The 26,591-nt window shown below is 66.0% G+C and carries 25 protein-coding genes; 13 read left to right on the top strand and 12 right to left on the bottom strand.

The window, feature by feature from the left end:
* The first annotated feature begins 35 nt into the window (after positions 1–35).
* Positions 36–677, top strand: a complete 642-nt coding sequence (locus ACVWW6_RS40105) for a tetratricopeptide repeat protein (RefSeq protein WP_028175046.1) — start codon at positions 36–38, stop codon at positions 675–677.
* 169 nt (positions 678–846) lie between these two features.
* Here the strand turns inward: ACVWW6_RS40105 and ACVWW6_RS40100 are convergent, their stop codons facing one another.
* Together ACVWW6_RS40100 and ACVWW6_RS40095 are read right to left on the bottom strand one after the other, a co-directional pair.
* The gene (locus tag ACVWW6_RS40100; protein WP_028175045.1) at positions 847–1,203 is read right to left on the bottom strand and encodes a hypothetical protein; all 357 of its coding nucleotides are present in this window, start codon (positions 1,201–1,203) and stop codon (positions 847–849) included.
* Between the two features lie 172 nt (positions 1,204–1,375).
* The gene (locus ACVWW6_RS40095) at positions 1,376–2,182 is read right to left on the bottom strand and encodes a hypothetical protein (RefSeq protein ID WP_060910827.1); all 807 of its coding nucleotides are present in this window, start codon (positions 2,180–2,182) and stop codon (positions 1,376–1,378) included.
* A 228-nt stretch (positions 2,183–2,410) separates the two neighbouring features.
* On the opposite strand from ACVWW6_RS40095, the gene ACVWW6_RS40090 reads away from it, so the two are divergent.
* Positions 2,411–2,704 (top strand): antibiotic biosynthesis monooxygenase, encoded by a 294-nt coding sequence (locus tag ACVWW6_RS40090; protein ID WP_027543691.1) that lies wholly within the window; start codon positions 2,411–2,413, stop codon positions 2,702–2,704.
* A 187-nt stretch (positions 2,705–2,891) separates the two neighbouring features.
* Here the strand turns inward: ACVWW6_RS40090 and ACVWW6_RS40085 are convergent, their stop codons facing one another.
* A complete protein-coding gene (locus tag ACVWW6_RS40085; protein WP_011085241.1) occupies positions 2,892–4,337 on the bottom strand; it encodes a helix-turn-helix domain-containing protein in 1,446 nt (481 codons plus the stop codon).
* Between the two features lie 229 nt (positions 4,338–4,566).
* Between ACVWW6_RS40085 and ACVWW6_RS40080 the strand changes: the two genes are divergently transcribed.
* From ACVWW6_RS40080 to ACVWW6_RS40070, 3 genes are all read left to right on the top strand, one after another.
* Positions 4,567–6,201: an isocitrate lyase gene (locus ACVWW6_RS40080; protein ID WP_038967398.1), complete on the top strand. Its 1,635-nt coding sequence runs from the start codon at positions 4,567–4,569 to the stop codon at positions 6,199–6,201.
* A gap of 70 nt (positions 6,202–6,271) precedes the next feature.
* Complete coding sequence (locus tag ACVWW6_RS40075; RefSeq protein WP_018323282.1) at positions 6,272–6,481, top strand: DUF4170 domain-containing protein; 210 nt, start codon at positions 6,272–6,274, stop codon at positions 6,479–6,481.
* 188 nt (positions 6,482–6,669) lie between these two features.
* Complete coding sequence (locus ACVWW6_RS40070; protein WP_038967399.1) at positions 6,670–7,224, top strand: hypothetical protein; 555 nt, start codon at positions 6,670–6,672, stop codon at positions 7,222–7,224.
* A gap of 125 nt (positions 7,225–7,349) precedes the next feature.
* On the opposite strand, the gene ACVWW6_RS40065 is transcribed toward ACVWW6_RS40070, so the two are convergent.
* Positions 7,350–8,231, bottom strand: coding sequence for a metallophosphoesterase family protein (locus tag ACVWW6_RS40065; protein WP_011085244.1), 882 nt, complete (start codon positions 8,229–8,231; stop codon positions 7,350–7,352).
* A 92-nt stretch (positions 8,232–8,323) separates the two neighbouring features.
* Between ACVWW6_RS40065 and ACVWW6_RS40060 the strand changes: the two genes are divergently transcribed.
* Both ACVWW6_RS40060 and ACVWW6_RS40055 read left to right on the top strand, forming a co-directional pair.
* On the top strand, positions 8,324–8,815 hold the full coding sequence (locus tag ACVWW6_RS40060) for an NUDIX domain-containing protein (protein ID WP_011085245.1): 492 nt from the start codon (positions 8,324–8,326) through the stop codon (positions 8,813–8,815).
* 261 nt (positions 8,816–9,076) lie between these two features.
* Positions 9,077–9,592, top strand: a complete 516-nt coding sequence (locus tag ACVWW6_RS40055; protein ID WP_011085246.1) for a GNAT family N-acetyltransferase — start codon at positions 9,077–9,079, stop codon at positions 9,590–9,592.
* A gap of 74 nt (positions 9,593–9,666) precedes the next feature.
* Here the strand turns inward: ACVWW6_RS40055 and ACVWW6_RS40050 are convergent, their stop codons facing one another.
* The 6 genes from ACVWW6_RS40050 to ACVWW6_RS40025 all read right to left on the bottom strand — a co-directional run bounded on the left by ACVWW6_RS40050 (position 9,667) and on the right by ACVWW6_RS40025 (position 19,944).
* On the bottom strand, positions 9,667–12,063 hold the full coding sequence (locus tag ACVWW6_RS40050) for a TonB-dependent receptor (RefSeq protein WP_161536106.1): 2,397 nt from the start codon (positions 12,061–12,063) through the stop codon (positions 9,667–9,669).
* Between the two features lie 155 nt (positions 12,064–12,218).
* Positions 12,219–12,623 carry a DUF2946 family protein gene (locus tag ACVWW6_RS40045; protein WP_028175038.1) on the bottom strand — a complete coding sequence of 135 codons (405 nt, stop codon included), beginning with the start codon at positions 12,621–12,623 and terminating at the stop codon, positions 12,219–12,221.
* Between the two features lie 353 nt (positions 12,624–12,976).
* Positions 12,977–15,040 carry a hypothetical protein gene (locus ACVWW6_RS40040; protein ID WP_304551141.1) on the bottom strand — a complete coding sequence of 688 codons (2,064 nt, stop codon included), beginning with the start codon at positions 15,038–15,040 and terminating at the stop codon, positions 12,977–12,979.
* A 151-nt stretch (positions 15,041–15,191) separates the two neighbouring features.
* Positions 15,192–18,005, bottom strand: coding sequence for a DUF4159 domain-containing protein (locus tag ACVWW6_RS40035; RefSeq protein WP_456682702.1), 2,814 nt, complete (start codon positions 18,003–18,005; stop codon positions 15,192–15,194).
* Positions 18,002–18,946 carry a DUF58 domain-containing protein gene (locus tag ACVWW6_RS40030; RefSeq protein WP_028175035.1) on the bottom strand — a complete coding sequence of 315 codons (945 nt, stop codon included), beginning with the start codon at positions 18,944–18,946 and terminating at the stop codon, positions 18,002–18,004. Before ACVWW6_RS40030 ends, ACVWW6_RS40035 begins: the two co-directional genes overlap by 4 nt.
* Positions 18,946–19,944, bottom strand: a complete 999-nt coding sequence (locus tag ACVWW6_RS40025; RefSeq protein ID WP_011085252.1) for an AAA family ATPase — start codon at positions 19,942–19,944, stop codon at positions 18,946–18,948. The genes ACVWW6_RS40030 and ACVWW6_RS40025 overlap by 1 nt, the downstream gene beginning before the upstream one ends.
* Before the next feature lie 300 nt (positions 19,945–20,244).
* On the opposite strand from ACVWW6_RS40025, the gene ACVWW6_RS40020 reads away from it, so the two are divergent.
* The 5 genes from ACVWW6_RS40020 to ACVWW6_RS40000 are packed head-to-tail and all read left to right on the top strand — an operon-like array spanning position 20,245 to position 23,818.
* Entirely contained in the window at positions 20,245–20,856 is a 612-nt protein-coding gene (locus ACVWW6_RS40020; RefSeq protein WP_028175034.1) for a DUF1285 domain-containing protein, read from the top strand.
* Entirely contained in the window at positions 20,853–21,524 is a 672-nt protein-coding gene (locus ACVWW6_RS40015) for a CoA pyrophosphatase (protein WP_038967402.1), read from the top strand. Before ACVWW6_RS40020 ends, ACVWW6_RS40015 begins: the two co-directional genes overlap by 4 nt.
* A complete protein-coding gene (locus tag ACVWW6_RS40010) occupies positions 21,521–21,784 on the top strand; it encodes a DUF6111 family protein (RefSeq protein WP_011085255.1) in 264 nt (87 codons plus the stop codon). The genes ACVWW6_RS40015 and ACVWW6_RS40010 overlap by 4 nt, the downstream gene beginning before the upstream one ends.
* Positions 21,785–21,794: 10 nt before the next feature.
* Complete coding sequence (locus ACVWW6_RS40005) at positions 21,795–23,051, top strand: CCA tRNA nucleotidyltransferase (protein WP_161536102.1); 1,257 nt, start codon at positions 21,795–21,797, stop codon at positions 23,049–23,051.
* Positions 23,048–23,818, top strand: a complete 771-nt coding sequence (locus ACVWW6_RS40000; protein WP_456682701.1) for a TSUP family transporter — start codon at positions 23,048–23,050, stop codon at positions 23,816–23,818. Before ACVWW6_RS40005 ends, ACVWW6_RS40000 begins: the two co-directional genes overlap by 4 nt.
* A 281-nt stretch (positions 23,819–24,099) precedes the next feature.
* Here ACVWW6_RS40000 and ACVWW6_RS39995 read toward each other — a convergent pair whose 3' ends face one another.
* Entirely contained in the window at positions 24,100–24,318 is a 219-nt protein-coding gene (locus tag ACVWW6_RS39995) for a hypothetical protein (protein WP_039183971.1), read from the bottom strand.
* A 177-nt stretch (positions 24,319–24,495) separates the two neighbouring features.
* Positions 24,496–25,059 carry a hemerythrin domain-containing protein gene (locus tag ACVWW6_RS39990; RefSeq protein ID WP_011085258.1) on the bottom strand — a complete coding sequence of 188 codons (564 nt, stop codon included), beginning with the start codon at positions 25,057–25,059 and terminating at the stop codon, positions 24,496–24,498.
* Between the two features lie 564 nt (positions 25,060–25,623).
* On the opposite strand from ACVWW6_RS39990, the gene ACVWW6_RS39985 reads away from it, so the two are divergent.
* The gene (locus ACVWW6_RS39985) at positions 25,624–26,538 is read left to right on the top strand and encodes a phosphatase PAP2 family protein (RefSeq protein ID WP_456682700.1); all 915 of its coding nucleotides are present in this window, start codon (positions 25,624–25,626) and stop codon (positions 26,536–26,538) included.
* Positions 26,539–26,591 lie beyond the last annotated feature (53 nt).

Here is a 26,591-nt window from a genome sequence, read left to right as displayed (position 1 = left end):
ATGCGTGGCCGGCCCGTCGCCGGTCACCGTCGAAGATGACCAGAGCTGCCGTACCATTGCTGATCGTCCTGGGCGTGCTGATCGGCCTGTCCACGCATATGGTCGTCAATTGCGGGGACGAGGACGAGCCCGACATCTGCGCGGCCGTGATCGGTTTCTCGCCGCTCCGCGGTTCTCTGATCGCCTTTGCCTATGAAGGGCGCGGGCGGATCGCGCTGCGCCACGGCGACTGGCGGCGGGCGATCGCGGATTTCGACGAGGCCATTCACCTCAATCCCAATCGCGCCTCGCTCTATCGCGACCGCGCGGAGGCGCGCCGGCAGAACGGCGACCTCGAGCTCGCCATTGCGGATTACGACGAGGCGATCGCGCATGATCCCAAGCTCGCCGCGCCCTATCACCAGCGCGGTCTTGCGCTCGCCGCCACCGGCGATCTCGATCGCGCCATCCTGAGCTACAACACGGCGGTCCGTCTCGCCCCCTCCGATGCGCAGGCCCGGCTCGACCGTGGCCTGGCGTTCCTCGCCCGCGGCCAGGCCGACGATGCGCGCGCCGATTTCGAAGCCGCTCTCGCGCTTCCCGCCGGCAAGGATGCCCGCACGCGCGAGGCGGCGCGCGCCAAGCTTGCCGAACTCGCCAGCGCCGAGCCGACCCGGGTTTCAGCACCGCGGCGGTGAGGGGAGTTGTCTCCCTCTCCGTTCTTACGGGGAGAGGGGCTCTCTCCACGCATGAGGCTGTCGAGAGACCGGTCCCCCCTCACCCGGATCGCACCGGACGATGCTTCGCATCGCCGAGGCGATCCGACCTCTCCCCGCAAGCGGGGAGAGGTGAAGGGCGCAGGCGCGCCTACTTCGCCTTCTTGGCTTTCGCCTTCTTCGCCTTGGCCGCCTTCTTCGCCGGCTTCTCTTCCTTCGCCTTCTTCTCCACCTTCGCCGCGATCGGCGTGCTGGCAGCGATTCGCATCGATCGTGCGTAGCTGTCGGCGACGTTGTCGGCGGACATCTGGAGGCGCTTGGCGGCGGCGGTGGCCTGCTCCATGGTGGCCTTGGCCATCATCTTGAAGCGGTCGCCGGTCTCCTTGCCCTTGGCCTTGGCCGCAAGGCCGTTGAAGCGATCCCGCCGCTCCTTGGCGCGGGTCATCAGGCCCGTATGCAGCTGTCTGGCCAGTTGCCGGATCACGACATCCAGGTCGGCGTCCGCCATGTTCTTCTATCCCCTTGAAAACAGTATCGATGCGGGCGGGACTATGCAGATCGGGCCCCGCCTTGGCAATTCCCGGCCGGGCGTCATCCGCAGCTTCCGGGACCCAAAACAAGAAAAGCCGCGCATTTTGCGCGGCTTTTTGCCTGGTTGGTGCAGATGGGCTAGGTCCGCCTCACTTCAGCGAGGCCACCGGGCCGCTTGACGCAGTCGGGTCGGGGTCGAAGCCGAACACGCCGACCAGGTATTTGTAATAGTCCGGCATCTTCTCCTTGAGCGTCTCGCGCGACTTGGGATCGTGGAATTCGCTCTTTCCGGCCAGGAAGATGCTGGCGGTCACGGCAAAGAACTCCATGGGATTCTTCAGCGCATAGGATTCCTTGGGCAGGAGGTCCTTGGACTTGGCCAGGGCATAATAGCCGATCACGCCCTTGTTGGCGTAGCCGTCCGGCAACAGGCGCGCGTGATAGGCGTGCAGCAGTTCGTGCAGCAGCACCGCCTCCTTCTCGTACCGCATCATGTCCGGCCGCAGCATAATCACGCCGAGCCCCGAATCGACGGCGAGGTCGATGGCATTCGGATTGGTCCAGCGCTGCTTGTTGGGGTCCCAGACCGTCAGCGTCCGAGGAGCGGTGCGCTGGATGTCCGGCGTGACCCTGCCGTAGCATGCGGTCGCGGCGCCTTCGTCGAGGCAGGCCAGCTCGCTCGCGACGATCGGAACGGTATGGAAGAAGCGCAGCACGCGCGGAGAGAGGCCGGCGCCTTCGACGACGTCGATCTGGCGCTTCAGATTGTCGGTGAGCTTGTCGACATCCTTGCGATCGGAATTCTCCGACAGGTCGAACATGTAGCCGCGGTAGCTCTGGAAGCCCGGCGGCAGCGCCTGCGCTGCCTCGGCGGATGCATCGAGCGATCCGGCATTGGATGGACTGGCGAAAAGCGCGCCGACAATGGTTGCGGTCAGCAGCAACGCAATGCGCATGATGAACCCCCTGATGTCACTTCGCCCGGCAGAATAAGCCACCGTTGTTTGCGAAAAGTGAGTGGGGCGAGACTAGGGCAGCGATGTTGAGGCGTGCTTAACCATTGGTTGCAGATCGCGCAGACGGATTAGTGCCGGGTTAACCAAGGAGGGTATCCGGGCCCCGCGCTTCGGCGTAACATCAAGTCCGGGCACAAAGCCCACATCAATAGCCGGGAGGAGGAAGCCATGTATGCCGCCATCCGTCAGGCCAAGGCGAAAAGCGGGAGCGCGGAGGAGCTGGCGCGCCGCATCAAGGACGGCGCCGTTCCGATCATCAGCGACGTCGACGGTTTCCGCGCCTATTACGTCGTCTATGCCGGCGACGACACGGTCACAGCGATCTCGATCTTCGACAAGTTCGAGCAGGCGGAGGAGGCGAACCGGCGCGCGATCGCCTGGATCGAGAAGGATCTCGGCCCGCTGCTCGCCGGCGACGCGCGCGCCGCCGCGGGGCCGGTGATCGTGCATACGCTGGCGTAGTTGGACGGATCGCTGCCTCCCAATGTCGTCCTGGCGAAAGCCAGGACCCATTACCCCAGGGAGGAGTTTTGCGACGCGTGGCCGCCACCTGCGCTTGCATGATAGTTCGGTGGTTATGGGTCCTGGCCTTCGCCAGGACGACAGCGAGTTTGTGGCTGCATCTAAAGCCAAGCGCGAGCCTTCGCCCTCACAACTCCCGCGCGTTCGAGAACGCGAAACTCGACACCCGCCGCGTCGTCTCGTCCAGGATCAGCGTACGCGTGATCGGCGGCTCGGCGCGCTGGGCGCAGTTTTCGCGTTCGCAGAGGCGGCAGTTGACGCCGATGGGCGTGCCTTCCGTCTTCTCCAGGTCCATGCCGGCGGCGTAGACGAGGCGCGCGGCGTGGCGGATCTCGCAGCCGAGGCCGATGGCGAAGCGCGGCTGCGGCAGCGGGTGCGGCGCGACCGGGCGGCGCACCATCTGCGCGATCGAGAAATAGCGCGTGCCGTCGGAGAGCTCGATCACCTGTTTCAGCAGGCGATCCGGCGTGTCGAAGGTCGAGTGCACGTTCCACAGCGGGCAGGTGCCGCCGAATTTCGAGAACGGGAAGGTGCCGGACGAGAAACGCTTGGAGACGTTGCCGGCATTGTCGACGCGCAGGAGGAAGAACGGAATGCCGCGCGCGTTCGGCCGCTGCAAGGTGGTGAGGCGGTGGCAGACCTGCTCGAAGCCGGAATTGAAGCGCTGCGCCAGCACATGGATGTCGTAGTTCAGCGCTTCCGCTGCGGCGAGGAAGGCCGGGTAGGGCATCATCACGGCCGCTGCGAAGTAATTGCCGAGCGTGATGCGGAACAGCCGCCGCGGCGCGTCGTCGAGCGGGCCGGCGCGGTTGATGATGGTCTCCAGCTGCTGCGCGCATTCGCCAAGGCCGAGCTGGAAGGCGAGCTGGAACGCGCGGCCGGGCGGGTCGACCAGTTCCGAGATCAGGAGCTGGCGGCGGTGGCGGTCGAAGCGCCTCAGCGTCTCGCGCATCACGTCGACGGGCATGATGCGGGTCTGGATCGAATGCTTTTCGCGCAAGCGCGCGGCAAGGGCCGCGTAGAGCCCTTCGGCCGGCACGTTCAGCTCGTCGCGAAGCGTCTCCGCGGCCTGCTCGAGTTCTGGAAAATAGTTGCGGTTCGCCTCGATCAGCTCGCGCACGCGTTCGACCGGATTGGCCTCATAGCGCGTGCCGACGTCGCGGTCGGCCATTTGCGCGGCTGCCAGCGTCTCGCCCTGACGGGCCTCGGTATAGGCCGCGTAGAGCCGCTGCAGCGCGTGGGTGACGCCGGGACAGAGTTCGGCGAGGTCGCGCAGCTCCTGCTTGGGTACGTCAATCTGGCGGAACAGGGGATCGGAGAAGATCTCGTTGAGCTCGGCAAAGAATCGGTCCTCGTCGGCGGTGGCGAGGTCGCGCAGGTCGAGGTCGTAGGTTTCGGCCAGCCGCAGCAGGATCTGGGCGGTCACCGGGCGCTGGTTGCGCTCGATCAGGTTGACGTAGCTCGGCGAGATCCCGAGCCCCTCGGCGATCTGGGTCTGCGACAGGCCCAATTGCTGCCGGATCCGCCGGAAGCGCGGACCGACGAACAGTTTCTTCCCGGATTCGGCGGGCATTCTTCAGATCTCCAAGGCCATTAAGGACAGTCTCGCTGACCTATAATTTACAAACTTTACAAAATAACATCTATTACATGTTCTGATGTTACATGACATCACCAATAAAAAACAAGCCATCTATACGAAGTTTCCGTTTTCGCGTTTACGTCGTGACACGCATTTCGCAATGCACTGTCAAGAATGTCGATGGCCAGCCATCGCCATCGTCAGCGAAAGGATCAGGCACATGAACTACCAGCCCCGTGGCATCAGCACTTTCCAGGCGCCGGCCTCGTATCAGAGCGAGATCGATGCAGCGAAGGCGCTCCTCGAGACCCAGCCGACCTGGAACGGGGTGTCGGCCGAGGCCGTCGCGCGCATGCGCCTGCAGAACCGCTTCAGGACCGGCCTCGACGTCGCCCGCTACACCGCGGCGCTGATGCGGGCCGACATGGCGGCCTATGACAACGACCCCACCAAGTACACCCAGTCGCTCGGCTGCTGGCACGGCTTCATCGCCCAGCAGAAGCTGATCTCGGTCAAGAAGCACTTCGGTGGCAGGACCGATCGCACCTACCTGTATCTCTCGGGCTGGATGATCGCGGCGCTGCGCTCCGAGTTCGGACCGCTGCCCGACCAGTCGATGCACGAGAAGACCTCGGTGCCGGCGCTGATCGAAGAGCTCTACACCTTCCTGCGCCAGGCCGACTCGCGCGAGCTCAACGACATCTTCCGCAGCCTCGACAAGGCCCGCAAGGAAGGTGACAAGACCCGCGAGAAGGAGCTGATCGAGAAGATCGACGGCTTCCAGACCCATGTCGTGCCCGTCATCGCCGACATCGATGCCGGCTTCGGCAACGCGGAGGCGACCTACCTGCTCGCCAAGAAGATGATCGAAGCGGGCGCCTGCGCGCTCCAGATCGAGAACCAGGTCTCGGACGAGAAGCAGTGCGGCCACCAGGACGGCAAGGTCACCGTGCCGCACGACGTCTTCCTGGCGAAGATCCGCGCCTGCCGCCACGCCTTCCTCGAGCTCGGCGTCGAAGACGGCGTCGTCGTGACCCGCACCGACTCGCTCGGCGCTGGCCTGACGCAGCAGATCGCCGTCAGCCACAAGCCCGGCGACATCGGCGACCAGTACAACAGCTTCCTCGATTGCGAGGAAATCACCGCGGAGAACGCCCGCAACGGCGACGTCATCATCAACCGCAACGGCAAGATGATGCGTCCGAAGCGGCTGCCCTCCAACCTCTACCAGTTCCGCCCGGGCACCGGTGAGGACCGCTGCGTGCTGGACTGCATCACCTCGCTCCAGAACGGCGCCGACCTGCTCTGGATCGAGACCGAGAAGCCGCATATCGAGCAGATCGCCAAGATGGTCGATCGCATCCGCAAGGTGGTTCCGAACGCCAAGCTGGCCTACAACAACTCGCCGTCGTTCAACTGGACCCTCAACTTCCGTTGGCAGGTCTACGACGCGATGAAGGAAGCCGGCAAGGACGTCAGCAAGTACAACCGCGCCGAGCTGATGAAGGCGGAATATGACGACACGCCGCTGGCGAAGGAAGCCGACGAGCGCATCCGCACCTTCCAGGCGGATTCGGCCAAGCGTGCCGGCATCTTCCACCACCTGATCACGCTGCCGACCTACCACACCGCGGCGCTCTCGACCGACAATCTGGCCAGGGAGTACTTCGGCGAGCAGGGCATGCTCGGCTACGTCAAGAACGTCCAGCGCGCCGAGATCCGTCAGGGCATCGCCTGCGTGAAGCATCAGAACATGGCCGGCTCCGACATCGGCGACGACCACAAGGAGTACTTCGCCGGCGAGGCCGCCCTGAAGGCGGGCGGCGCGCACAACACGATGAACCAGTTCGGCTAACGGCGGAATTGATCAGTCCGGGGTCCCCTCGGAGCCCGGACTGGTCACGCACCTCAACAGGAGACTGACAATGACCAAGGGCAGCAATTTCTGGGTGATCGGCGGCGAGTTCGGCTCGATGAACTTCCACAAGCTCGTGGAAGGCTCGGCCCAGGTGCAGGGGCCGTTCAAGACCCGCAAGGAAGCCGAAGATGCCTGGCGTACGGTCTCGGAAGAGAACCGCCACAAGGCCGGCGTCCGCTTCTCCATCGTTGAAGAGCCGTCGCGCGTCTCGGCCTGACGGCTGCCTGAAAATCTAAGAAGACGTCCAAGGACGGAGGGTCCCATCCGGCGCAAGCCGGGTGGGATCGTCTGTTTTTGGCACAGGTGAGACAGCTGTGGGTGCCGTAAGTATCTGGAATTGTGGACCCTTTGCGGAGGGTGTGGTTGCTGATAGGTTAATGGAGGCAAGTGAGGACGAGGCCGACAATGTCAGAGCCCGAGACCAGCGGGACCCATCCCAGCCAGCCGCGCCCGGTGCGGCTGCGCGACGCGCTGCTGCGCGCGCGGATCGAGGCCGCCGACCGGACCGGCGTCGTCGTCGATTTGCGCGATGCCGAGGTGGCGCGGCTCGAGATCCTCAACGACGCGCTCGATCCCCTGTTTGCACAGGTGCCCGAGCAGATCGACCTGTTCGACCGCGGCATCAGCCAGGGCGATACGCCCAGACTCTGGATCGACGTCGTCGCGCACATCATGATGGGGCGCGACAAGCGGATGTATCGCTTCGTCCAGGACACCCGCTTCGGCCGCATCGTGCTCGCCGAATCGCACGACACGTCCGTGATCGTCGAGGCCGTCACCGACTATGTCGCCCGCCGCATGATCGAGCGCGAGCATGCGATGGTGGTCCTGCCCGAGCCGAAGCCGGAGGCCGCGGAGCGGCCGGCGCGCTCGCGCGTCTGGCCGTTCGTGTTCGGCTTCATCCTCGGCGCCGCCGCCTTGTTCGGCTTCGCCGTTCTGGCGGCCTTGCGGAGCTGGTGAATTTCCCACCGCCGTCATTCCGGGGCGCGCATCAGCGCGAACCCGGAATCCATCGGGCCACAGCGTATGCGGCTGAATGGATTCCGGGCTCGCGCCTTTCGGCGCGCCCCGGAATGACAGTGGCCTCAAACCAACCTCGCATGCTTGATCTGCCCAATCTGAAATCCGGACCCGAGCCCGCGCACCGTCTGCTCGCAGCGCCAGCCGGCATTGTCCTTCTCGATCGTGAACAGATTATACGCCGCCGCCGGGTAGCGCCCGTGTGCGAGCGCGGACGCCGACGGCACGCCGATCGCGGGAATGTTGCCGTTGGGGCCCTCGAACCACATCGTCGAATGAATGTGGTCGTGGCCGTGCAGGACCAGCTCGACACCGTGGCGCTTCAAGAGCGCCAGCAGATCGGCCGCGTCCGTCATTCGCTTGTGGCGCGCATCGGACTTTAGCGGATGATGCACCAGCAGCACGCGGAAGACGTCTTCGGTCGCGAGCCGCTCGAGAACTCGTTCGAGCGCTGCGAGCTGAGCGCGCCCGAGCGTGCCCGTCGCCATCAGCGGCAGGGTCGGCACCGCCGTGGACAGGCTGATGAGCGCGAGCGGCCCGCGCCGGCGCAGGGCCGGAAAGCCGGCGCTTCCGTTGTCGCTTGCAAGATAGGGCGCAAAGGTCTCGCCGAAGCGATGATAGGTGGCGCGGACATAGGCGTCGTGGTTGCCGGGAATCGTGGTGACGCGGTCGGGCGGGCCGACGCCGTCGAGCCAGGTGCGCGCCGGCGCGAACTCCGCGTCCAGCGCCAGATTGACGAGATCGCCCGTCACCGCGATGTGGTCGGGCGCCTGCGCCTTGACGTCGGCAACGAGTGCGTCGAGCACCTCGCGGCGCTGGTACTTGTGGCGGTTGCGCGTCCAGTTGACGTAGCCGAATACGCGCTTGCCGGCGAGCTCGATCAGCCGCGGCTTCGGCAAAGGCGGCAGATGCGGGTCGGACAGATGGGCGAGCGTGAAGGAAGCCATGGCGCGCGATTGCCTCGCTATTGCTCCGCTGTAATGGCAAGGTCGCGAGGACTGCGCAAGCGCAGCCTGAAGAGGGGACCAAAGAGAACCTGATGGGAGATCGTCTGAACCGCATCCGACGGAAGTTCGAGCCGCTGCTGCGGCGAATCTTCCACGCCTATTTCCTGCTCGTTCGCGGCATGACCCTCGGCGTTCGCGCCGTGGTGCTGGATTCCGACAACAGGGTGTTCCTGGTCAGGCACAGCTACATCTCCGGCTGGTATCTGCCCGGCGGCGGCGTCGATCTCGGCGAGACCATGGAGCAGGCGATGCGGCGCGAGCTCAAGGAGGAGGGCGACATCGACCTCACCGCAGACGCCGCGCTGCACGGCATCTTCCTCAACAGTCACGTCTCCCGCCGCGACCACGTCGCGGTCTACGTCGTCAGGCAGTTCAGGCAGGATCGCCTGCCCGAGCCCAACCACGAGATCGTCGAATGCGGGTTCTTCGCGATCAATGCGCTGCCCGAGGGCACCACGCCGGGCACGCGGCAAAGAATCGTGGAAGTGCTGGATGGCACGCCGTTGATTGCGACATGGCGGTGAGATCAACCGCCGCGTTGGCCGTTGGCAGGGGCTCGACACCAGTCTCGCCCGTGCAACCGATGGCTATCTCGCGGACAAGCTGCGCAGTATCGGTTATCCGGACTGGAGCTTCGCGACCATCCTCAGCCGCAGCCCGGCCGGCAGTTCGGCCCGGTATGAGCCCGATGGACCGCAGCCCTCCGAGATGTTATCCCGCTCCCCTCATTGACGCGTTTTCATGACGCGAACCCGGGTCCACTTCGCTCGAAGACGCATGCCGACATGAACGATCTCTCGCTCACCATCCTTCCCGAAGCTGCCGGCGACGCCCAGGCGATCGAACGGCTGCACGAGCGCACCTTCGGCCCCGGCCGCTTCGTGCTCAGCGCCTACCGCATCCGCGAGCACGTCGACCATCTGCTCGAACTGTCCTTCACCGCTCGCATCGGCACGTTGCTGGTCGGCTCGGTCAGGCAATTGCCTGTGCTGGTCGGCGAGACGCCGGCGCTGCTGCTCGGGCCGCTCACCGTCGAGCCGCCGTTCCGGGACCGCGGCATCGGCCGTCTGTTGATGGAGCGCGCGCTGAAGGACGCCAAGGAGCGAGGTCACCGCCTGGTGCTGCTGGTCGGCGACGAGCCCTATTACAGCCGCGTCGGCTTCAAGCCGGTCCCCAAGGGGCGCGTCACCATGCCGGGCCCGGTCGACGCCGCCCGCATCCTGGTGTTCGAGCTCGTCGACGGCGCCTTCGAGGGCGTGTCGGGAGCGGTCGTGCCCGACTGGAGCAAGGCGCGGGGGTAGCGGCGTGTGATGCCGCGACAGCCCGCTCGCTCGACGTGGGTGTACCGGGGCCCGCAGGCCCCGGCTGGAGGCGATCAGAACTTGAAGTTCGCGAACGCCCGCACGCCGATGCCGGGCATCAGCACCTCGTCCTTGGTGTAGGACACCGAGTTGCGGATGCTCTCGTTGAGGAGATTGTTGCCGACGACGCCGGCAATCATCTCGCGCGCACCGAACCAGTTGCGGTCAAGCTTGGTCTTGTAGCTCACCTCGGCCTTCAGGAGGTTGTAGCCTGCCGTCGGCGTCTCCGCGATCACGGCGACGTTGTTCTGCGCGAAGGCGTGCAACAGGTTGACGCGCATCAGCCAGTTGTCGTCGCGCCAGAACACACCGCCGCCCATTCTGAGCGGCGGAATCCGCGGCACGTTGGTGCCGTCGGTGAAGGTGGCGCGAACCACGTCGAGCTGGTTCTCGATGCCCCAGATGCCGCCCTGGAACGCGCCGACGTCGAGCTGCGACTGGAATTCGCCGCCGCGGAAGTTGGCATTGCGTTGCGAGTAGACCGCCTGGTTCAGCTCGGCCCCGGGCGTGCCGCACGAGGCGAAGTCGTCGCCGCACATCACGCCGGTGAGGCGGCGGAAGATGAAATTGTCGAAATGCGTGTAGTAGACGGTCGCCTCGAACCGGAACGGCCCCGTCGCCTTGCGCACGCCGAGCTCGACGGACTTTGCGGTCTCGATCGTCAGGTTCGGATTGCCGATGTCGAAGGTCGCGGTCGCATCATGCGCGCCGCGCGAGAACAGTTCCGCCGCCTTCGGCGCGCGCTCGACATATTGCGCGGTGATGCTGCCGACCATGCCGCCCGGCAGGTCCTGCAACAGGCCGATGCTGCCGCTCTTCGGCGTGTAGGACGGATTGCGCGCGATCGCCACCTGCGGCGTGCCGTCGGGCAGGAAGTCGGCCGGGAAATTCGGCGTGGTGCCGTGCAGCTCGACATGCTCGATGCGGCCGGCGATCTGCGCCCGCGTCGCGTCGGTGAACTTGAACTCGTTGAAGGCGTAACCGGCAACGCGCGTGCTGTTGTTGGGGTCCCACAGGCCGTTGAACAGCGTGCCGGGATTGTCCGGGCTCGGCGCGCTCAGCTCCTGATGCCCGACCTGGAAGCCCAGCGCCGTCGTCACCTCGGCGAAGCGCGCGTTGAACGGCATCAGCTGCACCTCGGTGCGAATCTCCTGCTCCTTGTTGGTGAAGGTCTGCCGCACGCCGTCGCTGTTGGGGTCGGCGGGATCGGCAAGCCCGATCTCGTTGTGCCGGTAGTCGGTCGCGCCGGCCCAGAACCGGATCGTGTCGATCGCGGCCGCATCGGGACGGTACTCGCCCTTGACGTTGATCTTGGTCTGGTGACCGTCGATGCGCGTGTTGTGGTCGGCGCCGTCGATGCCGGGGATGTGGTAGAGCGAGTCGTTCTGCGTGATCGCAGCCCCGATATAGCCGCCCTGGAAGAAGTAGGAGCCGCCGATCGAGGCGCCGTCCGAGCGCGTCGCCGAGTTCGGCTGGCGGCCGTTGGCGACGGATCGCGTCTGGTCGTTCAGATAGGGATAGCTCGGGATGCCGTAGTCCGTGGTGGTGCGGCCATAGACGTCGGCATGGAAGGCAAAATTGCCGCCGCCGGTGTCGAGCAGCACGCCGCTTTCGACGCCGCGATCGACCGAGCTGAATGCGGAGCGCGTCTCGGCCGTGACGCAAGGCGAGGTCTCGGCGGTTGCCAGCGGCGCCTTGGTCGGGAGGCCGTAGGTCTGGAACGACGGAGCGCAACTCGGCAGCGCATCCGGAATCCGGTTGTTGGTCGCGCTGACGACGCCGCCGATCGAGGTCGAGCCGTAGCGGAGCGCAGCCGGCCCGCGCACCACCTCGACCTGGTTGGTCGCGAGCGGATCGATCGGGACGAAGTGATCCTCGCCGAGGTCGGAGGCGCCACCCGAATTGGTGCCGTTCTCGACGATGCCGACGCGGTTGACGTCGAGCCCGCGGATGATCGGCCGGCTGGAGGCGCCGGGCGCGAAGCTCGAGCCGGTGATGCCCGGCTTGGAGAACAAGAGATCGCCGAGCTGACCGCCGCCCTCGCGGCGGATCTCCTCGTTCGGCACCACCGTGACGGTGGCGAACTGGTTGGTCACGATGGGCAGCACGCCTTGCTGAGGCGCGGCGGCAGACGCCGCGGCTGGCGGCGTAGCTTCGGCCGCGTGTTGCTGGCTCCGCGACCGTCCGGTGCGCGCGACATGGACCGGGCTGCGGGTCGGTACCACCCTGCGCACGATCGGGCTCGGCGCCGTCACGGTGATGGCGGGGAGCTCGGCCGACGACTTGTCCTGCGCAGGCTGTTGTACCGGCTGTTGTACCGGTTCTTGGGCGAGCGCGGATGTGGCGGCGGCGCCGAGCAGGAGCAGGCTTGCTCCTGCGAGACGCTGCACGCGTCGCAATTCAAATGACATGGTCCTGATTCCAGTCAGGCGCCGTCCGCATGCTTGTCTGATGATCGGAGGCAGCCTGCCGTCGCGGCGCGACGGAATTCGACTTCAACGGCTCCCGGGCGATCGTCCGCGCGTGTGGCGCGGCGAGCCCGGGCGTGATCAAGCGATGTCGAGAGTCAGGACGCTGGTGGGGCGCGGGGCTGGAACGCCGTGCCGGCCGATTTCAGATGGATGAACTCGGCATCTAGGGTGCGGTGGAGCAGCTCGATCGCCTGCGGCAGCGCAAGGAGAGGCGGCGTCGCGGACACCACGGTGCCCGCCATCGCGACCACGGCGCAGATCGCGCAATTGTCGTCGCCCGGCTGCTCCCGGTCGGATCCTGAAGGAGATTGCTTCTGGACCGCAGCGCGGTCGGTCGAAGCGATCGCCTTGGCGGTGTCGGTCTGCTGGAGCGAGGCTTGGGAGAGGGAGGCGGCCTGGACGAACCAGTGGCTGTGGCCGAATGTCAGCGCGAATTGCACCAGCATCGCGAACAACGCGAGCCGGGCGCCGTGCCTGATATTCGACCGGAACCACTTCATCTGGAAACGCCACCCCACATCGCGAGGATCATCCCCTGATACCGCGATGTTATAATGTAACATCGCAGGAACGAGGGACGGATGTCAACGGCGGTCCGACCATCTTGTGTTGGTGGCCGCGTGATGTGTCGTTCGGGCAACTAACGCGAAATGGCTTTAGGCTGAATCGATTGGCCGCAGTCTCGTTCAACCTCTCCCGCTTGCGGGAGAGGTCGGCGCGAAGCGCCGGGTGAGGGTTCTCTCCACACCGGGGTTCTCGATTGTGGAGACACCCCCACCCCAGCCCTCCACCGCAAGCCGGAGAGGGAGCGCACCTCCGTTGTTGCGGCAATCAAACCTGATCTCATCGGGCTTCACCGCCCTTCGCGGACCCAGGTCGCGGCGAAGGCGCCGAGCAGCAGCAGCAGGCCGATCAGGCCGGCGAAGATCGGCAGCACGCCGACGCCCTTGACGACGCTGGCGTCGCGCATCCGCACGCCCATCCAGCCGTCGCCATGGAAGACGCTCACCGAGCGCACCGGCACGATGCGCGGCAGCTCGACGCTGGCGCCGTCGACCACGCGCACGGCATTGCCGCCGGTCGCCTGTGTCAGCGGCTTCAGGGTCTCGGTGGTGGAGGTGACTTCCGAAAACTCCTTCGGATTGGTCGGGCCGACATTGATCAGCGCCTTCAGCGTGCCGTCGGTCGCCTGCCACAGGCCGAGCTCGTTGGCCGGCAGGCTGGCGCGCCACTCGCCGGGATCGCCGGCGCTGAGCGTCAGGTCGCGCGACACGCCCGACGGCGAGGTCACGCTCACCGGCTGGACGCTGTCCGACATGGTCTGGCGCACCACCACGAGATCCTTGCCCTGCACCTGGAGGCGCAGCGCTTCTTCATCAAGATCCGGCTGCTTCATCAGCCAGTGCGACATCCGCCTGAGCAGGTCGAGATGCGGGCCGCCGCCCTCATAGCCGCGCGCCCACAGCCAGATGTGGTCGGAGAGCAGCAGCGCGACGCGTCCCTCGCCGAAGCGCGACAGGAACAAGAGCGGCTTGCCGTCGACGCCCGTCATGACCGGCGGGTTGACGGAATTGCGGGTGTCGACGGTGCGGAAGAACCGGCTCCAGCGCGGCGGCTCGCTGGCCGAGCCCTCCAGCCCGCGCGTGACGGGATGGCGTTTGCCGATGTCGGACAGGTGCGCATAGAACGGCTTCTCGGTCACGCCGACCGGCTCGGCCGGCAGCACCGAATCCAGCGGCGTGCGCCAGATGCTGGTGTTGGAGGCATAGTCGGGACCGGCCGAGACCAGCACCGCGCCGCCCGCGCGCACATAGCGCGCGATGTTGTCGAAATAGGCGATCGGCAGCACGCCCTGGCGGGCGTAGCGGTCGAAGATGATCAGCTGGAATTCGTTGATCTTCTGCTGGAACAGCTCGCGGGTCGGAAACGCGATCAGCGACAATTCGTTGATCGGCGTGCCGTCCTGCTTCTCCGGCGGGCGGAGAATGGTGAAGTGCACGAGATCGACGCTGGCGTCGGACTTGAGCAGATTGCGCCAGGTGCGCTCGCCGGAATGCGGCTCGCCGGAGACCAGCAGCACGCGCAGCTTGTCGCGCACGCCGTCGATGGCGACGACGGCGCGATTGTTCACCGGCGTCAGCTCCCGCTCGAGCGGCGAGGCCTCGATCTCGACGATGTTCGGGCCGGCATGCTTGATGTCGACGTCCACGCTCGCGGTCTGGCCGCTCGAGAGCGTGCGCTCGTTGATGACCTCGCCGTCGCGGCGAACCGTGACCTTGGCGCGCTCGCCGGAAACGCCCTGGTCGTCGAGCCGGTAGGTGATGGTCTGGTTTTGCCCGACGATGCCGAAGCGTGGCGCCGCCGTGATCGCGATGCGGCGGTCGCGCTCGTCCTTCTGCCCGGTGATCAGCGCGTGCACCGGCGCCTGGAAGCCGAGCGCGGCGGCATTCGCGGGAATGTCGTGGACGCGGCCGTCGGTGATCAGGAACGCACCGGCAACGCGGTCGACCGGCACGTCCGACAAGGCCGAGGCGAGGGCGCCGAACAATCTCGTGCCGTCGGTCTCGCCGTCGGCCTGTCCGGCGTCGACGACGCGGACCTCGAGGCCCTTGATCTTCTTCAGTCCGTCGACCAGCGCTTCCTGCGCCTGGGCCGCCTCGCGATTGCGGTTGCCGAAATTCTGGCTCGGGCTCTTGTCTACGACGACCGCGGCGACCGAGGTGAGGGGATCGCGGTCCTCGCGGGTGAAGGAGGGATTGGCGAGCGCCAGCAGGAACAGCACCAGGGCGGCCACGCGCACCGCGGCGCCGCGCGCGCGCGCCAGCACCAGCACGAGCGCGATGACGACGATCGCGGCCAGCGCGAGCCAGAGGACGATCGCGGGAACAAGCGGCGTGAACGCGATGCCGTAATTCATCAGACAGACCTATCAACGTCATTCCGGAGCGATGCGAAGCATCGAATCCGGAATCTCGAGATTCCCCGGTGCGCAGTGCGCACCTGCGGTCTGGTCCTTCGGACCATCCCGGAATGACGGGGCGTGTAGCTCAAGCTCGTCACGCGCATCTCTATTGCCCCAACCGTTCGATCAGGGCCGGTGCGTGCACCTGGTCGGCCTTGTAGTTGCCGGTCAGCGTGTACATCACGATGTTGGCGCCGGCACGATAGGCGAATTCGCGCTGGCGGGTGTCGCCGCCGGTCACCGGCAGCATGTACTGGCCGTCGGGGCGCACGGCCCAGGCGCCGGCAAGGTCGTTCGAGGTGATGATGATCGGCGAGACGCCGTCGCCGCCGCGCGCCGGACGCTGCGCGCTCTCGTCGTCGTCCTCGCGCGGCAGGGTCTCGACCCAGGTCTGGCCGGAGTTGAAGCGGCCGGGGAAGTCGCGCAGCAAATAGAAGGTCTTGGTCAGCACGTGCTCGCGCGGCACCGGCTCGAGCTCGGGCACGTCGAGCGAGGACAGGATCTCGCGCAGCGCCCGCATGCCCGGCGTCTGCGAGGCGCCGTTGTCGCCGGGCGGCGCCTCGATCGCGTCGCGGGTGTCGAACAGCACGGTGCCGCCCTGCTTCATGTAGGCGTCGATCTTGTTGATGGCGTCCTGCGGCGGCTTGGGCGCGCCGGGCACGATCGGCCAGTAGATCAGCGGGAAGAAGGCGAGTTCGTCGCGCGCCGGATCGATGCCGACGGGATCGCCGGCCTCGAGCGCGGTGCGCTGCGCCAGGAACAGCGTCAGCCCGGTCAGGCCGGCCTTGACGATGGAATCGACGTCGGCATTGCCGGTCACGACATAGGCGAGGCGGGTCTGCGACACCGCCTTCATCGCGAACTCGTCCGCGGCGCTGTCGGCGCGCGCGGGCGCCGGCGGCAGTGCGGAGAGGCCCGCAAGCGCGATGCCGAGCAGGATCATTGCGGGCGCGGCGCGGCGGCGCAGCAGCGCGGCGAGGCCGCCGCCGAGCACCGCGACGATGATGGCGTCGATCAGGAACAGAGCGAGCGCCGTCGACAGCAGCCAGCCGCGCAAGTCGCGCGGCTCGGCATTGGTGTAGGTGGCGTGCCGCGCGCGCAGGCTCGCGGTGTTCAGGGCTGCGATGCGGTCGGCGCTAGCAAGCGTGTTCACGGCGAGCGGTCCTTCTGCAGGACCATAGAAGCCCGGCGGATGATCGGGTGTGGCGCGGTCGCGATAATCGGCCGGAAGCGGCTTTGCCGTGGCCGGCGGCGGACCGAAGGCGCCGAAGCCGTCGAGCATGTGCAGCGGCGCCACCGTCTCGGTGGTCGCCTCGCTGGCAACGCCGGCGCCGGGCTTGGTGGTGTAGCCCGACATGTCGACGACCCGCCGCAGCATTTCGACGAAGATGCCCGACATCGGCAGATCCGACCAGCGCATGTCGGCGCTGACGTGGAACAGGCTGACGACGCCCTTGCCGCGATGCTCGCCGGTCACCAGCGGGGTGCCGTCTTCCAGCGACGCCCAGCTCTTGGTGGCGAGCACGGCATCGGGCTCGGCCAGGACCTGGCGGCTCACGGTGACGTCCTTGGGGACCACGACGCCGGCAAACGGACCGTCGGCCGCGAAGGCGGCGAGGTGCTGCGGCTTCTCCCAGGTCAGGCTGCCGCCGAGCGTGCGGCCGCCCTTGCGCAGCTTGACCGGCACGAGATCGTCTTCGGCCTGCGCCAGGCGGGGCCCGGCGAACCGCACCAGCACGCCGCCCTGGTCGATCCAGGCATTGAGACGCTCGCGGATTTCAGGCGCGATGGTGCCGACATCGGCGAGGATGATCATCGGCAGCTTCTGGTCGAGGAACTGGGTGATGCCCTGCTGCGGCGAGCCCTTGTCGGCGAGCCGCACGTCGGCGAACGGCGCCAGCGCGCGGGTGAGGTAGAAGGTCGGCGCCAGCAGCGGCTGCGCGGTCTCGCTGGTCGAGCCCGAGACGATGCCGATGGCGCGGCGGCGCCAGCGCTTGTCGAGCAGCTGCACCGCGCCGGCGGAGCGCTCGCCCGATATCTCGAGCCGCGTGATGTCGTTGCGCAGCTCGACCGGCAGGTCGAACGCGGCCTCGGTTTCCTTGTCCTGCGGGCCGAACGAATAACGGGCTTCGCCGATCGGCGATGCCTTCTGGTCCAGAGCGCGCACGGTGCCGACGGCGATGCCGCCGTCGGTGCGCAGCACCTTCACCGTCATCCTGGCGGCGGCGTTCTCGGCCGCGACCAGCGCCAGCGGCGAGGAGGTGCCGCCTTCGAAGATGGTCAGGCTGCGATCGCCGATGGTCTTGCCGAGGGCCAGCACGAATTCCTCGCCGCGGCCGGTATCGACACCATCCGACAGCCAGACGATCTCGCAGTCGCCGGTGGCCTTGAGGAAGCGATCGACCGCTGCCAGGGTTTCGACGCGCTCGATCGAATAGGGCTTTGGTACCAGCTGGCGCAGCGCGACGCGCGCCGCACCCGCCGGCATCAGGGTGATGTCGCGGTTCGGCTCGGACAGCGGCACCAGCGCGATGGCGCGGCGGTCGTTGTCGGCGTTGGCGATCAGTTCGTCGGCGGCCCTGATCCTGACGTCCCAGTTCGAGGCCGCGCTCCAGCCGTCGTCGAACATGATCATCAGCGGCGCCTTGCTGCCGGCGAGCCCGGTCTGCGGATTCCAGATCGGGCCGGCGGCGGCGAATATTACGAGGGCCGCAGCCAAAAGCCGCAGCGCAGTCAGCCACCACGGCGTCCGCGAAGGCGTCTCTTCTCTTGGCGCGATGTCGAACAGCAGGCGCGTCGGCGGAAACTCGATCCGGCGCGGCCGCGGCGGCATCACGCGCAAGAGCCACCACAGCACCGGCAGGCTGACGAGGCCGATCAGGAGCAGCGGTTCGGTGAAGGCGAGCGGCAATCCCATCATGCGGCCGGCCCCGCTTTGATGGAGGTGGTGCGCGCGCCCGACTTGCTCACCTGCATGCCGGCATGCAGGAACAGCAGCAGCTCGGCGGCGGAGCGGTCGGTCGCGTGGGTCGTGAACAGCCAGTCGAGCTTCGAGGTCTCGGCGCGGATCTGGTCGCGGTGCAGCGCGAGCCGAGCGGTGTAGTCCTGCGCCCAGCTTTCGGCGCGGCCGGCGGTGATCACGCCAAAACCTTCCGGCTCGACGAACTCGACGCGGCCGGAATAGGGGAAGGACTCCTCGGCGGGATCGACGACCTGCACCATCGTGCCATGCGCGCCGGAGCCGGAGAGCCCTGCGAGCGTCGTCCTGATCTCGGCGATCGGCGACCAGAAATCCGACAGCACGATGATCTCGGCGAGCGCGGAAGGAACGAAGGAGGGCGGCAGGCTCAGCCGGTCGGCATCGTCATGCAGCATCGCCTGCGCCATCTTGTCGATGACGCTGCGGCTCGCGGTCGGCGCCATCAGCCCGGGAATGCCGACGCGCTCGCCGCCGGAGACCAGCAGTTCGGCCAGCGCAAAGGCGACGATCAGCGTGCGTTCGAGCTTGGACTCGCGCGCGGTCTTGGAGGCAAACGCCATCGACGGCGAGCGGTCGGGCCAGATCCAGACCGTGTGCGAGGCTTCCCATTCGAGCTCGCGGACATAGAGATGGTCGTCGCGCGCCGAGCGGCGCCAGTCCACGTTCTGCGACGGCTCGCCGGAGACGAAGCGGCGGTATTGCCAGAAATTTTCGCCGGAGCCGGCGCGGCGCCTTCCGTGCAGGCCGTGGATGACGTTGGCGGCGACGCGGCGGGCTTCGAGCACCAGGCGCGGCAAGGAAGCTGCGAGCGTGCGGCTTTCGCCATCGGCACGTCGGATCGCGATGATCTCCTTCGCTGTGTGCCCGTTCTCGGCGGCCATCAACCGATCCGTGTTTTCAACTGCCGGATCACGTCCGGAATCGTGCGCCCCTCGGCGCGCGCCTGGAAGGTCAGCGCCATGCGGTGCTTCAGAATAGGTTCGGCGAGGTCGAGCACGTCGTCGACCGAGGGCGCGAGCCGTCCGTCGATCAGCGCACGGGCGCGCACCGCCAGCATCAGGGATTGGCTGGCGCGCGGGCCGGGGCCCCAGGCGATGAACTTGCCGGTCTCGCCGCTGTCCGGACCCGGACGGGCCGAGCGCACCAGCGACAGGATCGCCTCGACCACGGAATCGCCGACCGGCAGGCGCCGGATCAGCCGCTGCGCGGTGATCAGCGCATCCGCGGTCATCGATCCCTTCGCCAGCGTCTCCTCGGCGCCGGTGGTCTCGAACAGGATGCGGCGCTCGGCGTCGCGATCGGGATAGTCGACGTCGATCTCCATCAGGAAGCGGTCGAGCTGCGCTTCGGGCAGCGGATAGGTGCCTTCCTGCTCCAGCGGGTTCTGGGTCGCGAGCACGTGGAACGGCTTCGGCAAATCGTGCCGCGCGCCGGCAACGGTGATGTGCTGCTCCTGCATCGCCTGGAGCAGCGCCGACTGCGTGCGCGGGCTGGCGCGGTTGATCTCGTCGGCCATCAGGAGCTGCGCGAACACCGGACCTGCGATGAAGCGGAAGGAACGCTTGCCCGCGGTGCTCTCGTCAAGCACCTCGGCGCCGAGGATGTCCGACGGCATCAAATCGGGCGTGAACTGGATGCGCTTGGCGTCGAGACCGAGCGTGACGCCGAGCGTCTCGACCAGCTTGGTCTTGGCAAGGCCCGGCACGCCGATCAGCAGCGCATGGCCGCCGGAGAGGATGGTGACCAGCGTGTTCTCGATCACGCGGTCCTGGCCGAAGATGACGGACGCGATCGCGTCCTTTGCCGCCCGAATCTGGCTCGAGACCTGCTCGGCCGAGCGGACGATTCCATCCTCGAGTTTCTCGACACTCTCCGCCATCCGTTAGCTCCTTCAGCCTGCCGCGCGGCTCGCTCGCGTCGTCATGTCATCGCATCAGGTCAGATGCATCAAATCTTCACTTCAAGCGAAGACGTCAAACCAAGTCATGGCCCCTATGCTAGACTTGCAGGAAGGCCATGTATTCGTTGAATTAACCTATCCCCACCTTATCGGCTTAAGGGTATGTAGGGCATCACGAAGTGGCGACCTCCACACCGGACTAATCCGGGGTGGAACCGTTCGCCGATGGACAGCGTAGACCTGCACCAATCGTGCCAAAGGACAAAGTCAGGGCAAACCATGGCGAACCAAGGGCAGAGCGCCGATCGTGGTCTTGAGGGGCTGACTGCCGCCGCCAAGAGTGCTGCCAGTGCCGAAGGCGCCAAAAAGGGCCTGCCTCCGGTGCATCTGTGGAATCCGCCGTTTTGCGGCGATCTCGATATCCGAATCGCGTCCGATGGTACTTGGTTCTACATGGGGACGCCAATCGGGCGTCACGCGCTGGTCCGGCTGTTCTCGACCATCCTGAAGCGCGAGGGCGACAAGCATTTCCTCGTGACGCCGGTGGAGAAGGTCGGCATCCGCGTTGACGACGCGCCGTTCATGGCGGTCGAAATGCAAGAGGACGGCGAGGACAACCATCGCGTGCTGCGCTTCCGCACCAATGTCGACGACTGGGTCACCTGCGATGCCGCGCACCGGCTGCGCTTCGAGCAGGCAGTGGACGGCGGGCTGACGCCCTATCTGCACGTCCGCGCCGATCTCTGGGCCAAGGTGACCCGCGCGCTCTATTACGATCTGGTTGACATGGGCGAGGAGCGGATGGTCGATGGCCAGCCGATGTTCGGCGTCGAATCGGCCGGCGAATTCTTCGCCATGGCCGATGCGGACGAGGTGAGGGCCGCGCTTTGAACAAGCCTATCCTGAAAAGCGAGCCTGTCGCGCTTGGCGCGGCGGATTTCTTTGCCCGTTCCAGGGCGAAGCTCGGCTTCGACGTTCCGTCCGGCCTCTACGATCCGAACATCATTCCGGCCTCGGGCGATCCCGGGACCGACAAGATGCTGGAGATCGTCGCGCGCGAGCAGCCGGTGCGGCCGGCGGCGGTCCTGATCGCGGTGGTGGACCATCCCGAGCCGACCGTCCTGCTGACGCAGCGTTCGGCGCATCTCAACGACCACGCCGGCCAGATCGCCTTTCCCGGCGGCAAGATCGACGCGACCGACACCTCGCCGCTCGATGCGGCACTGCGCGAGGCCGAGGAGGAGGTCGGGCTGTCCAGAGACTTCGTCGAGCCGATCGGCTATCTCGATCTCTACGGCACCGCCTTCGGCTTCCGCATCCTGCCGACGGTCGCGAGGGTCCGGCCCGGCTTTGCGCTCACGATCAACCACTCCGAGGTTGATGATGCGTTCGAGGTGCCGCTATCCTTCCTGATGAATCCGGCGAACCACCAGGTGCACAGCAAGGAATTCCGCGGCATGGAGCGCTTCTACTATGCGATGCCGTTCGCGGAGCGTTACATCTGGGGTGCAACGGCCGGAATGCTGCGTGTGCTGTATGAGCGGATCTACTCATCATGATCCGGACGGTTCTGACCGAGATCGGAATTTTCCTCGTTCCCTTTGCCGTCTATGCGTTGTTCCTGGCCGCCAGCCGGTCCGGCCTGTTCGTGCAATCGTCCTGGCCGGTCACCATCGTCGCCCGCCTTGCCCTCATGGCGATCGTGCTTGTGATCGCGGGTCTGATCGGCCTGGCGCAATTCTCCGGCGCCGGCCCGGAGTCGACTTACGTTCCCGCCCATATCGAGAACGGCAAGTTCGTGCCGGGCACGGAAAAATAGGGGCCTGCCGATGAGCGCGGAGCCGATCCTCGCCGATGCGCCATGGCTGATCTCCGGCGGCACCGCGCGCGTCCTGCAATTGCTCGATGCGGATGGCGAGGAGGCGCGGGTGGTCGGCGGCGCGGTGCGCAACGCGCTGCTCGGTCTTGTGCCCGGCGACATCGACATCGCGACCACGGCGCGGCCGGAGGAGGTGGTGCGGCGCGCCAAAGCCGCCGGCATCAAGAGCGTGCCGACCGGCATCGACCACGGCACCGTCACGCTGGTCATCGACGGGCATCCCTACGAAGTCACGACCCTGCGCGAGGATACCGAAACCTTCGGCCGCAAGGCCAAGGTCGCGTTCGGCCGCGACTGGGTGAAGGATGCCGAGCGGCGCGACTTCACCATGAACGGCCTGTCGGTCGATGCGACCGGTGTCGTGTACGACCATGTCGGCGGGATCGCGGACGCCAGAGCGCGCCGCGTGCGCTTCATCGGCGACCCCGACCAGCGCATCGCCGAGGATTATCTGCGCATCCTGCGCTTCTTCCGCATCCACGCCGCCTTCGGCGCCGGCGAGCCCGACCGCGACGGCTATCTCGCCTGCATCCGGGGACGTGGGGGCCTTGCCAGCCTGTCGGCCGAGCGGGTGCGCATGGAGATGCTGAAGCTGCTGGTGGCCGGCGGTGCGTCCGCCGCCGTGCTGGCCATGGCCGAGGGCGGATTGCTGCAGGCGCTGATCGGCGGCGTCGCCTATACCGGGCCGCTGGCGAGCATGGTCGCGATCGAGCGCGAGCTTGGCCTGCCGGCGAGCGTCACCCGGCGCCTGGCCGCGCTGACGGTGGCCGTGACGGAAGACGCCAAGCGCGTCGCCACGCGCCTGCGGCTCTCCAATGCCGAGGCCAAGGCGCTGGATTCGATGGGGCACCGCTGGTGGCGGTTTGCCGCCAAGGACGAGGCCAATGCACGGCGGCTGCTCTACCGGCTCGGTGCGGAGCGCTATCACGATCGCGTGTTGCTCGGCTGGGCTCGGGCGGCGGGCGACGTGCATTCGTCGCGCTGGCGCGAACTCGCCGAGCTGCCGCAGCGGTGGACTGCGCCGAAATTTCCGCTCCGCGCCGCCGACTTCATCGCGCGCGGGATGGCGGAAGGGCCCGCGCTCGGACATGTGTTGACGCTCGCCGAGGACGCTTGGCTTGCGGCGGATTTTCCACTAGAGGAAGCCGCGCTCGCTTCCATCGCAGATCAAGCTGCGGCACGCGTCAGCCGCGAACGGAAAACGTGACCATCGTCTCGGGCTTCGCCGACATCTCGATCTTTCAGCTTCTGCTGGTCGCGTTGATGGCGTTGTTTGCTTCGATCATCGGTGGTCTCGCCGGCTACGGCACCGGCGCGCTGATGCCGCTGGTGCTGGTGCCCCTCGTCGGCGCCGAGCCCGTGGTGCCGATCATCGCGATCTCCGCGATCTTCACCAATTCGAGCCGTGCGCTCGCCTATGTCCGCTATGCCGACCGCCGCCGCGCGCTGATCGTGCTGGCCTGCGCGGCGCTGACGACCGCGCTCGGCGCCTACGGCTATACGCGCCTCACCAATGCGGGCGCCGCGCTCGTGATCGGCACCATGCTGATCCTGAGCGTGCCGCTGCGCCGCGTGCTCCGCCGCCGCCAGGTCAGGATCGGCGACACCGGCCTTGCCGCAGGCTCCGTCGGTTACGGCGTGCTGGTCGGCGGCACCTCCGGCTCCGGCGTGATCCTGCTCTCGCTCTTGATGGCCGCAGGCCTCGAAGGCGCCGCCGTGATCGCGACCGATGCGATGATCTCGCTCGGCACCGGCCTGATCAAGATCTCGGTGTTCGGCCTCGCCGGCGCCGTGAATGCGCAGGTGCTCGCCTTCGCACTCTTGATCGGAGCGATCGCGATCCCCGGCGCGTTCCTTGCCAAAGCGTTCGTCGAGCGGATGCCGGTGCATATCCACACCGCGATCCTCGACGTCGCGGTGATCACCGGCGGGCTGGTGATGATCTCGGCGGCGGCGCGGCAGCTCGTCGCGTAGGTGATCCTCGCGGCATTTGCGTCTGGATCGCGGATATTGGCCCCGTCGTCATTCCGGGGCGCGCCTCTTGGCGCGAGCCCGGAATCCATTCATCCATCGACGCTGCAGCCTGATCGATTCCGGGCTCGCGCGGCGCGCGCCCCGGAATGACGAGACGGGCCAGGGCGTGTGCCCAGGAACGTCAGGTTTCGCGCCCAAGCCGGAAATCGCCCGGCATAACCGCCATCGGCGGCTTGACCCAACTCAGACACTGGCGCGAGCTTCCGTCTCGCGTTTTGCGTTCAGGACCACGGCGGCTCTTCGCCCGCCGCGGCTGCCTCGTGGTTGATCGTGACGCCCGCCGAACGCAACCCGGTCAGCAAGACAGTTCTTACCGAGGCGGGATCAAATCCAATATCCTTGGCGTTTGGTGGATGTGCCTCGCTGTCCTTCAATCGGAGCGCCAGGTGCAATTGCTCGCAAAGGTGCTGAACGACGCGATTGACTTGATCGTCAGTCATCGTTGGCTTCCTCCTGCTACCTTTTGTTCGACTAGGTAGCACAAAATAGGGCGGTACGCGATTGGACGGCCCCAAGCCCAACCCCACACTCGTGGACGGGCCGGCCCGTCTGGTACGCCGGAAGTGACTGGCAGCGATGGGACATTGAGTCCAATCAGCGCATGCGGATGAGCTTGACTAGTGCCGTTCGGCTTCGGCTTCCTGTTCCAACTGCAGGATGCGCGCCCGTAACGCGTCGAACGTCTCTTCGGCGGCCTCGCTGAACAGCGGATCCTCAGGATTGGTCATGGCCGAGGCGATCTCCGTCCAATCCTCAGGCTCGAGAGCCTTCAGGGCGGCGGGAAAGAAATCGCGATCTTCCTTCATGATATGGCGCCGCTCGTGCTCGATGAAATCGCGAACGATGGCATCCACGTCCTGCCGAAGCAGTTCGCGGTCGGCAAGAACGTTGTCGACCGCATGAGCGACGCGGCGCAAGAGTTCGGCCCCTTTCTGGTGTTCGCGGGCGAGATCACCGACCTTCGCAGCCGCAGCCGGATCGCGAATTTGCAACTTGGCGAAGACCAGGTCTTCCTGAGGGTGGTGGTAAACCTCCGGGTAAAGCTCGAAGTAGCTGATAACCGCGCCAATAACCTCATAGTCGGGGCGGTCGCCGCGGTCGAAAACCTCAAGTTCCCGCTCGAGGATGGCGAGCAGTTTCTCAATGTTGCGGTGCTCTTGGCTTAAGCGCTCAATGATCATTGGTGCGATCCACAAGGTGACCGATTGAGAAGCTCTTGAAAGCTTAGCCCCAAGTCGCCTCGGCGCTTTGCGCTAGATCAAGCTCCGACGTCGGCTTTCCGACCTAACCGGAAGTCGCCCGGCTCAGCCGTCATCGGCGGCTTATGACCCCGAAGCGGACGTTGGCGCCGATGAGGCGATTGAGATCGCTGCGTCGCCACAGCATGCTTCGCTACGTCAGACTGATTGCTGCTTATGCCCTCCGAGTTGCAAGCCGGAACACTGCAGGTCGTCGATTGCTGTCGGCTCCGGCTCGTGGCCCCCTGCGACCTCGGAGCGCCCAGCAGATTTGAGACCACTCCACGAGGAGGAGAGCGTGCTCCTATTTGGAACTCCTGCGTTGACCATGGCGGTTATCATTTTATTGACCGTCCTAGGCAGTCAGCTATTCGACCAGCACGCATTAGGAATTCATTTTCGACCGGTACACATTAGGAATTCATTTGCAAATAGCGGCAATCTTCAGTTGCACAACCAAAGGTGGGGCTGCGGGAGATGCGCTATCGGTCAATCGGGGATGACAGATTGCTGTCAACCGTCACGTGGCAAGCCACCCTAGCAATTGCGCTTTTGGCGGCGCTCGCGCTGAGCCTTGTCGGCTTGAGTTTCAGCGTTGACCTGTCAGCCGATGCCCTCGTGCTAATGAGCCTGTACGCATTTCTCACAATCTATTTCAGCTTCGTTCGGCCAAATGCGGAGGCCGCGCGTATTCTCACCTGCTTTGGTCAGCTCGTTGTTGTGGTCCTCATGGGAATCGCGCTGAGCTACGCCGCATCCACAGTGCCACTGCCTTACCGCGACGTGGAACTTCACGCCATAGATCGATGGCTTGGATTTGATCGCGCCAATTATCTCGCTTTTTTGAGAAGGCACGACGGGCTCCTCAGCGCTCTTTCGTTCGCCTACAACTCCATGATGCAACAAAATATCTTGGTGTTGGTCGCCGCCGTTCTGACCCGGCGCTATGATCGATTGCAGTTGTACATCGTCGCATTTGCAGTTGCCGTGACGGCTACTGCCGCCATTGGATGCTGCATCCCGGCCGCGAATGCAATGATCTATGTGGATAGGGCTCCTACCGAACTCTCAACCCTGCCGGATGGCGGGCATAGCTATTTCCCGACCCTCGAAGGTCTTCGCAACGGAACGCTCTGCGTCATCGACTTTCGTTCCTTGGAGGGGCTTATCTCTTTCCCGAGCTTTCACACGGCGAATGCCATTCTATTCATGTGGGCTCTTTGGCCAATCCGCATCTTACGTTTTCTTTTAGTGCCGTTGAATCTTCTTCTTATCGCCGGCACGCCCCTCTGCGGCGCACATTATGCCGTGGACATTATTGGCGGCGTTGCCGTGGCATGCGGAGCTATCGCCGCAACGGCCTGGCTCATCCATGCCGGTCGGATCGGGCGTCGCGAACGATTAGTTCTCGCCCGAAGCTGACGCTCTAGCCATCGTGTGGATCGATCGCCGCGATCTTCATTAGCAGAACCGTC

Source organism: Bradyrhizobium sp. USDA 3311 (assembly GCF_054062495.1).
Note: the sequence above shows the minus strand (reverse complement) of the source record. Positions and strands in the feature narration are given on the sequence as shown.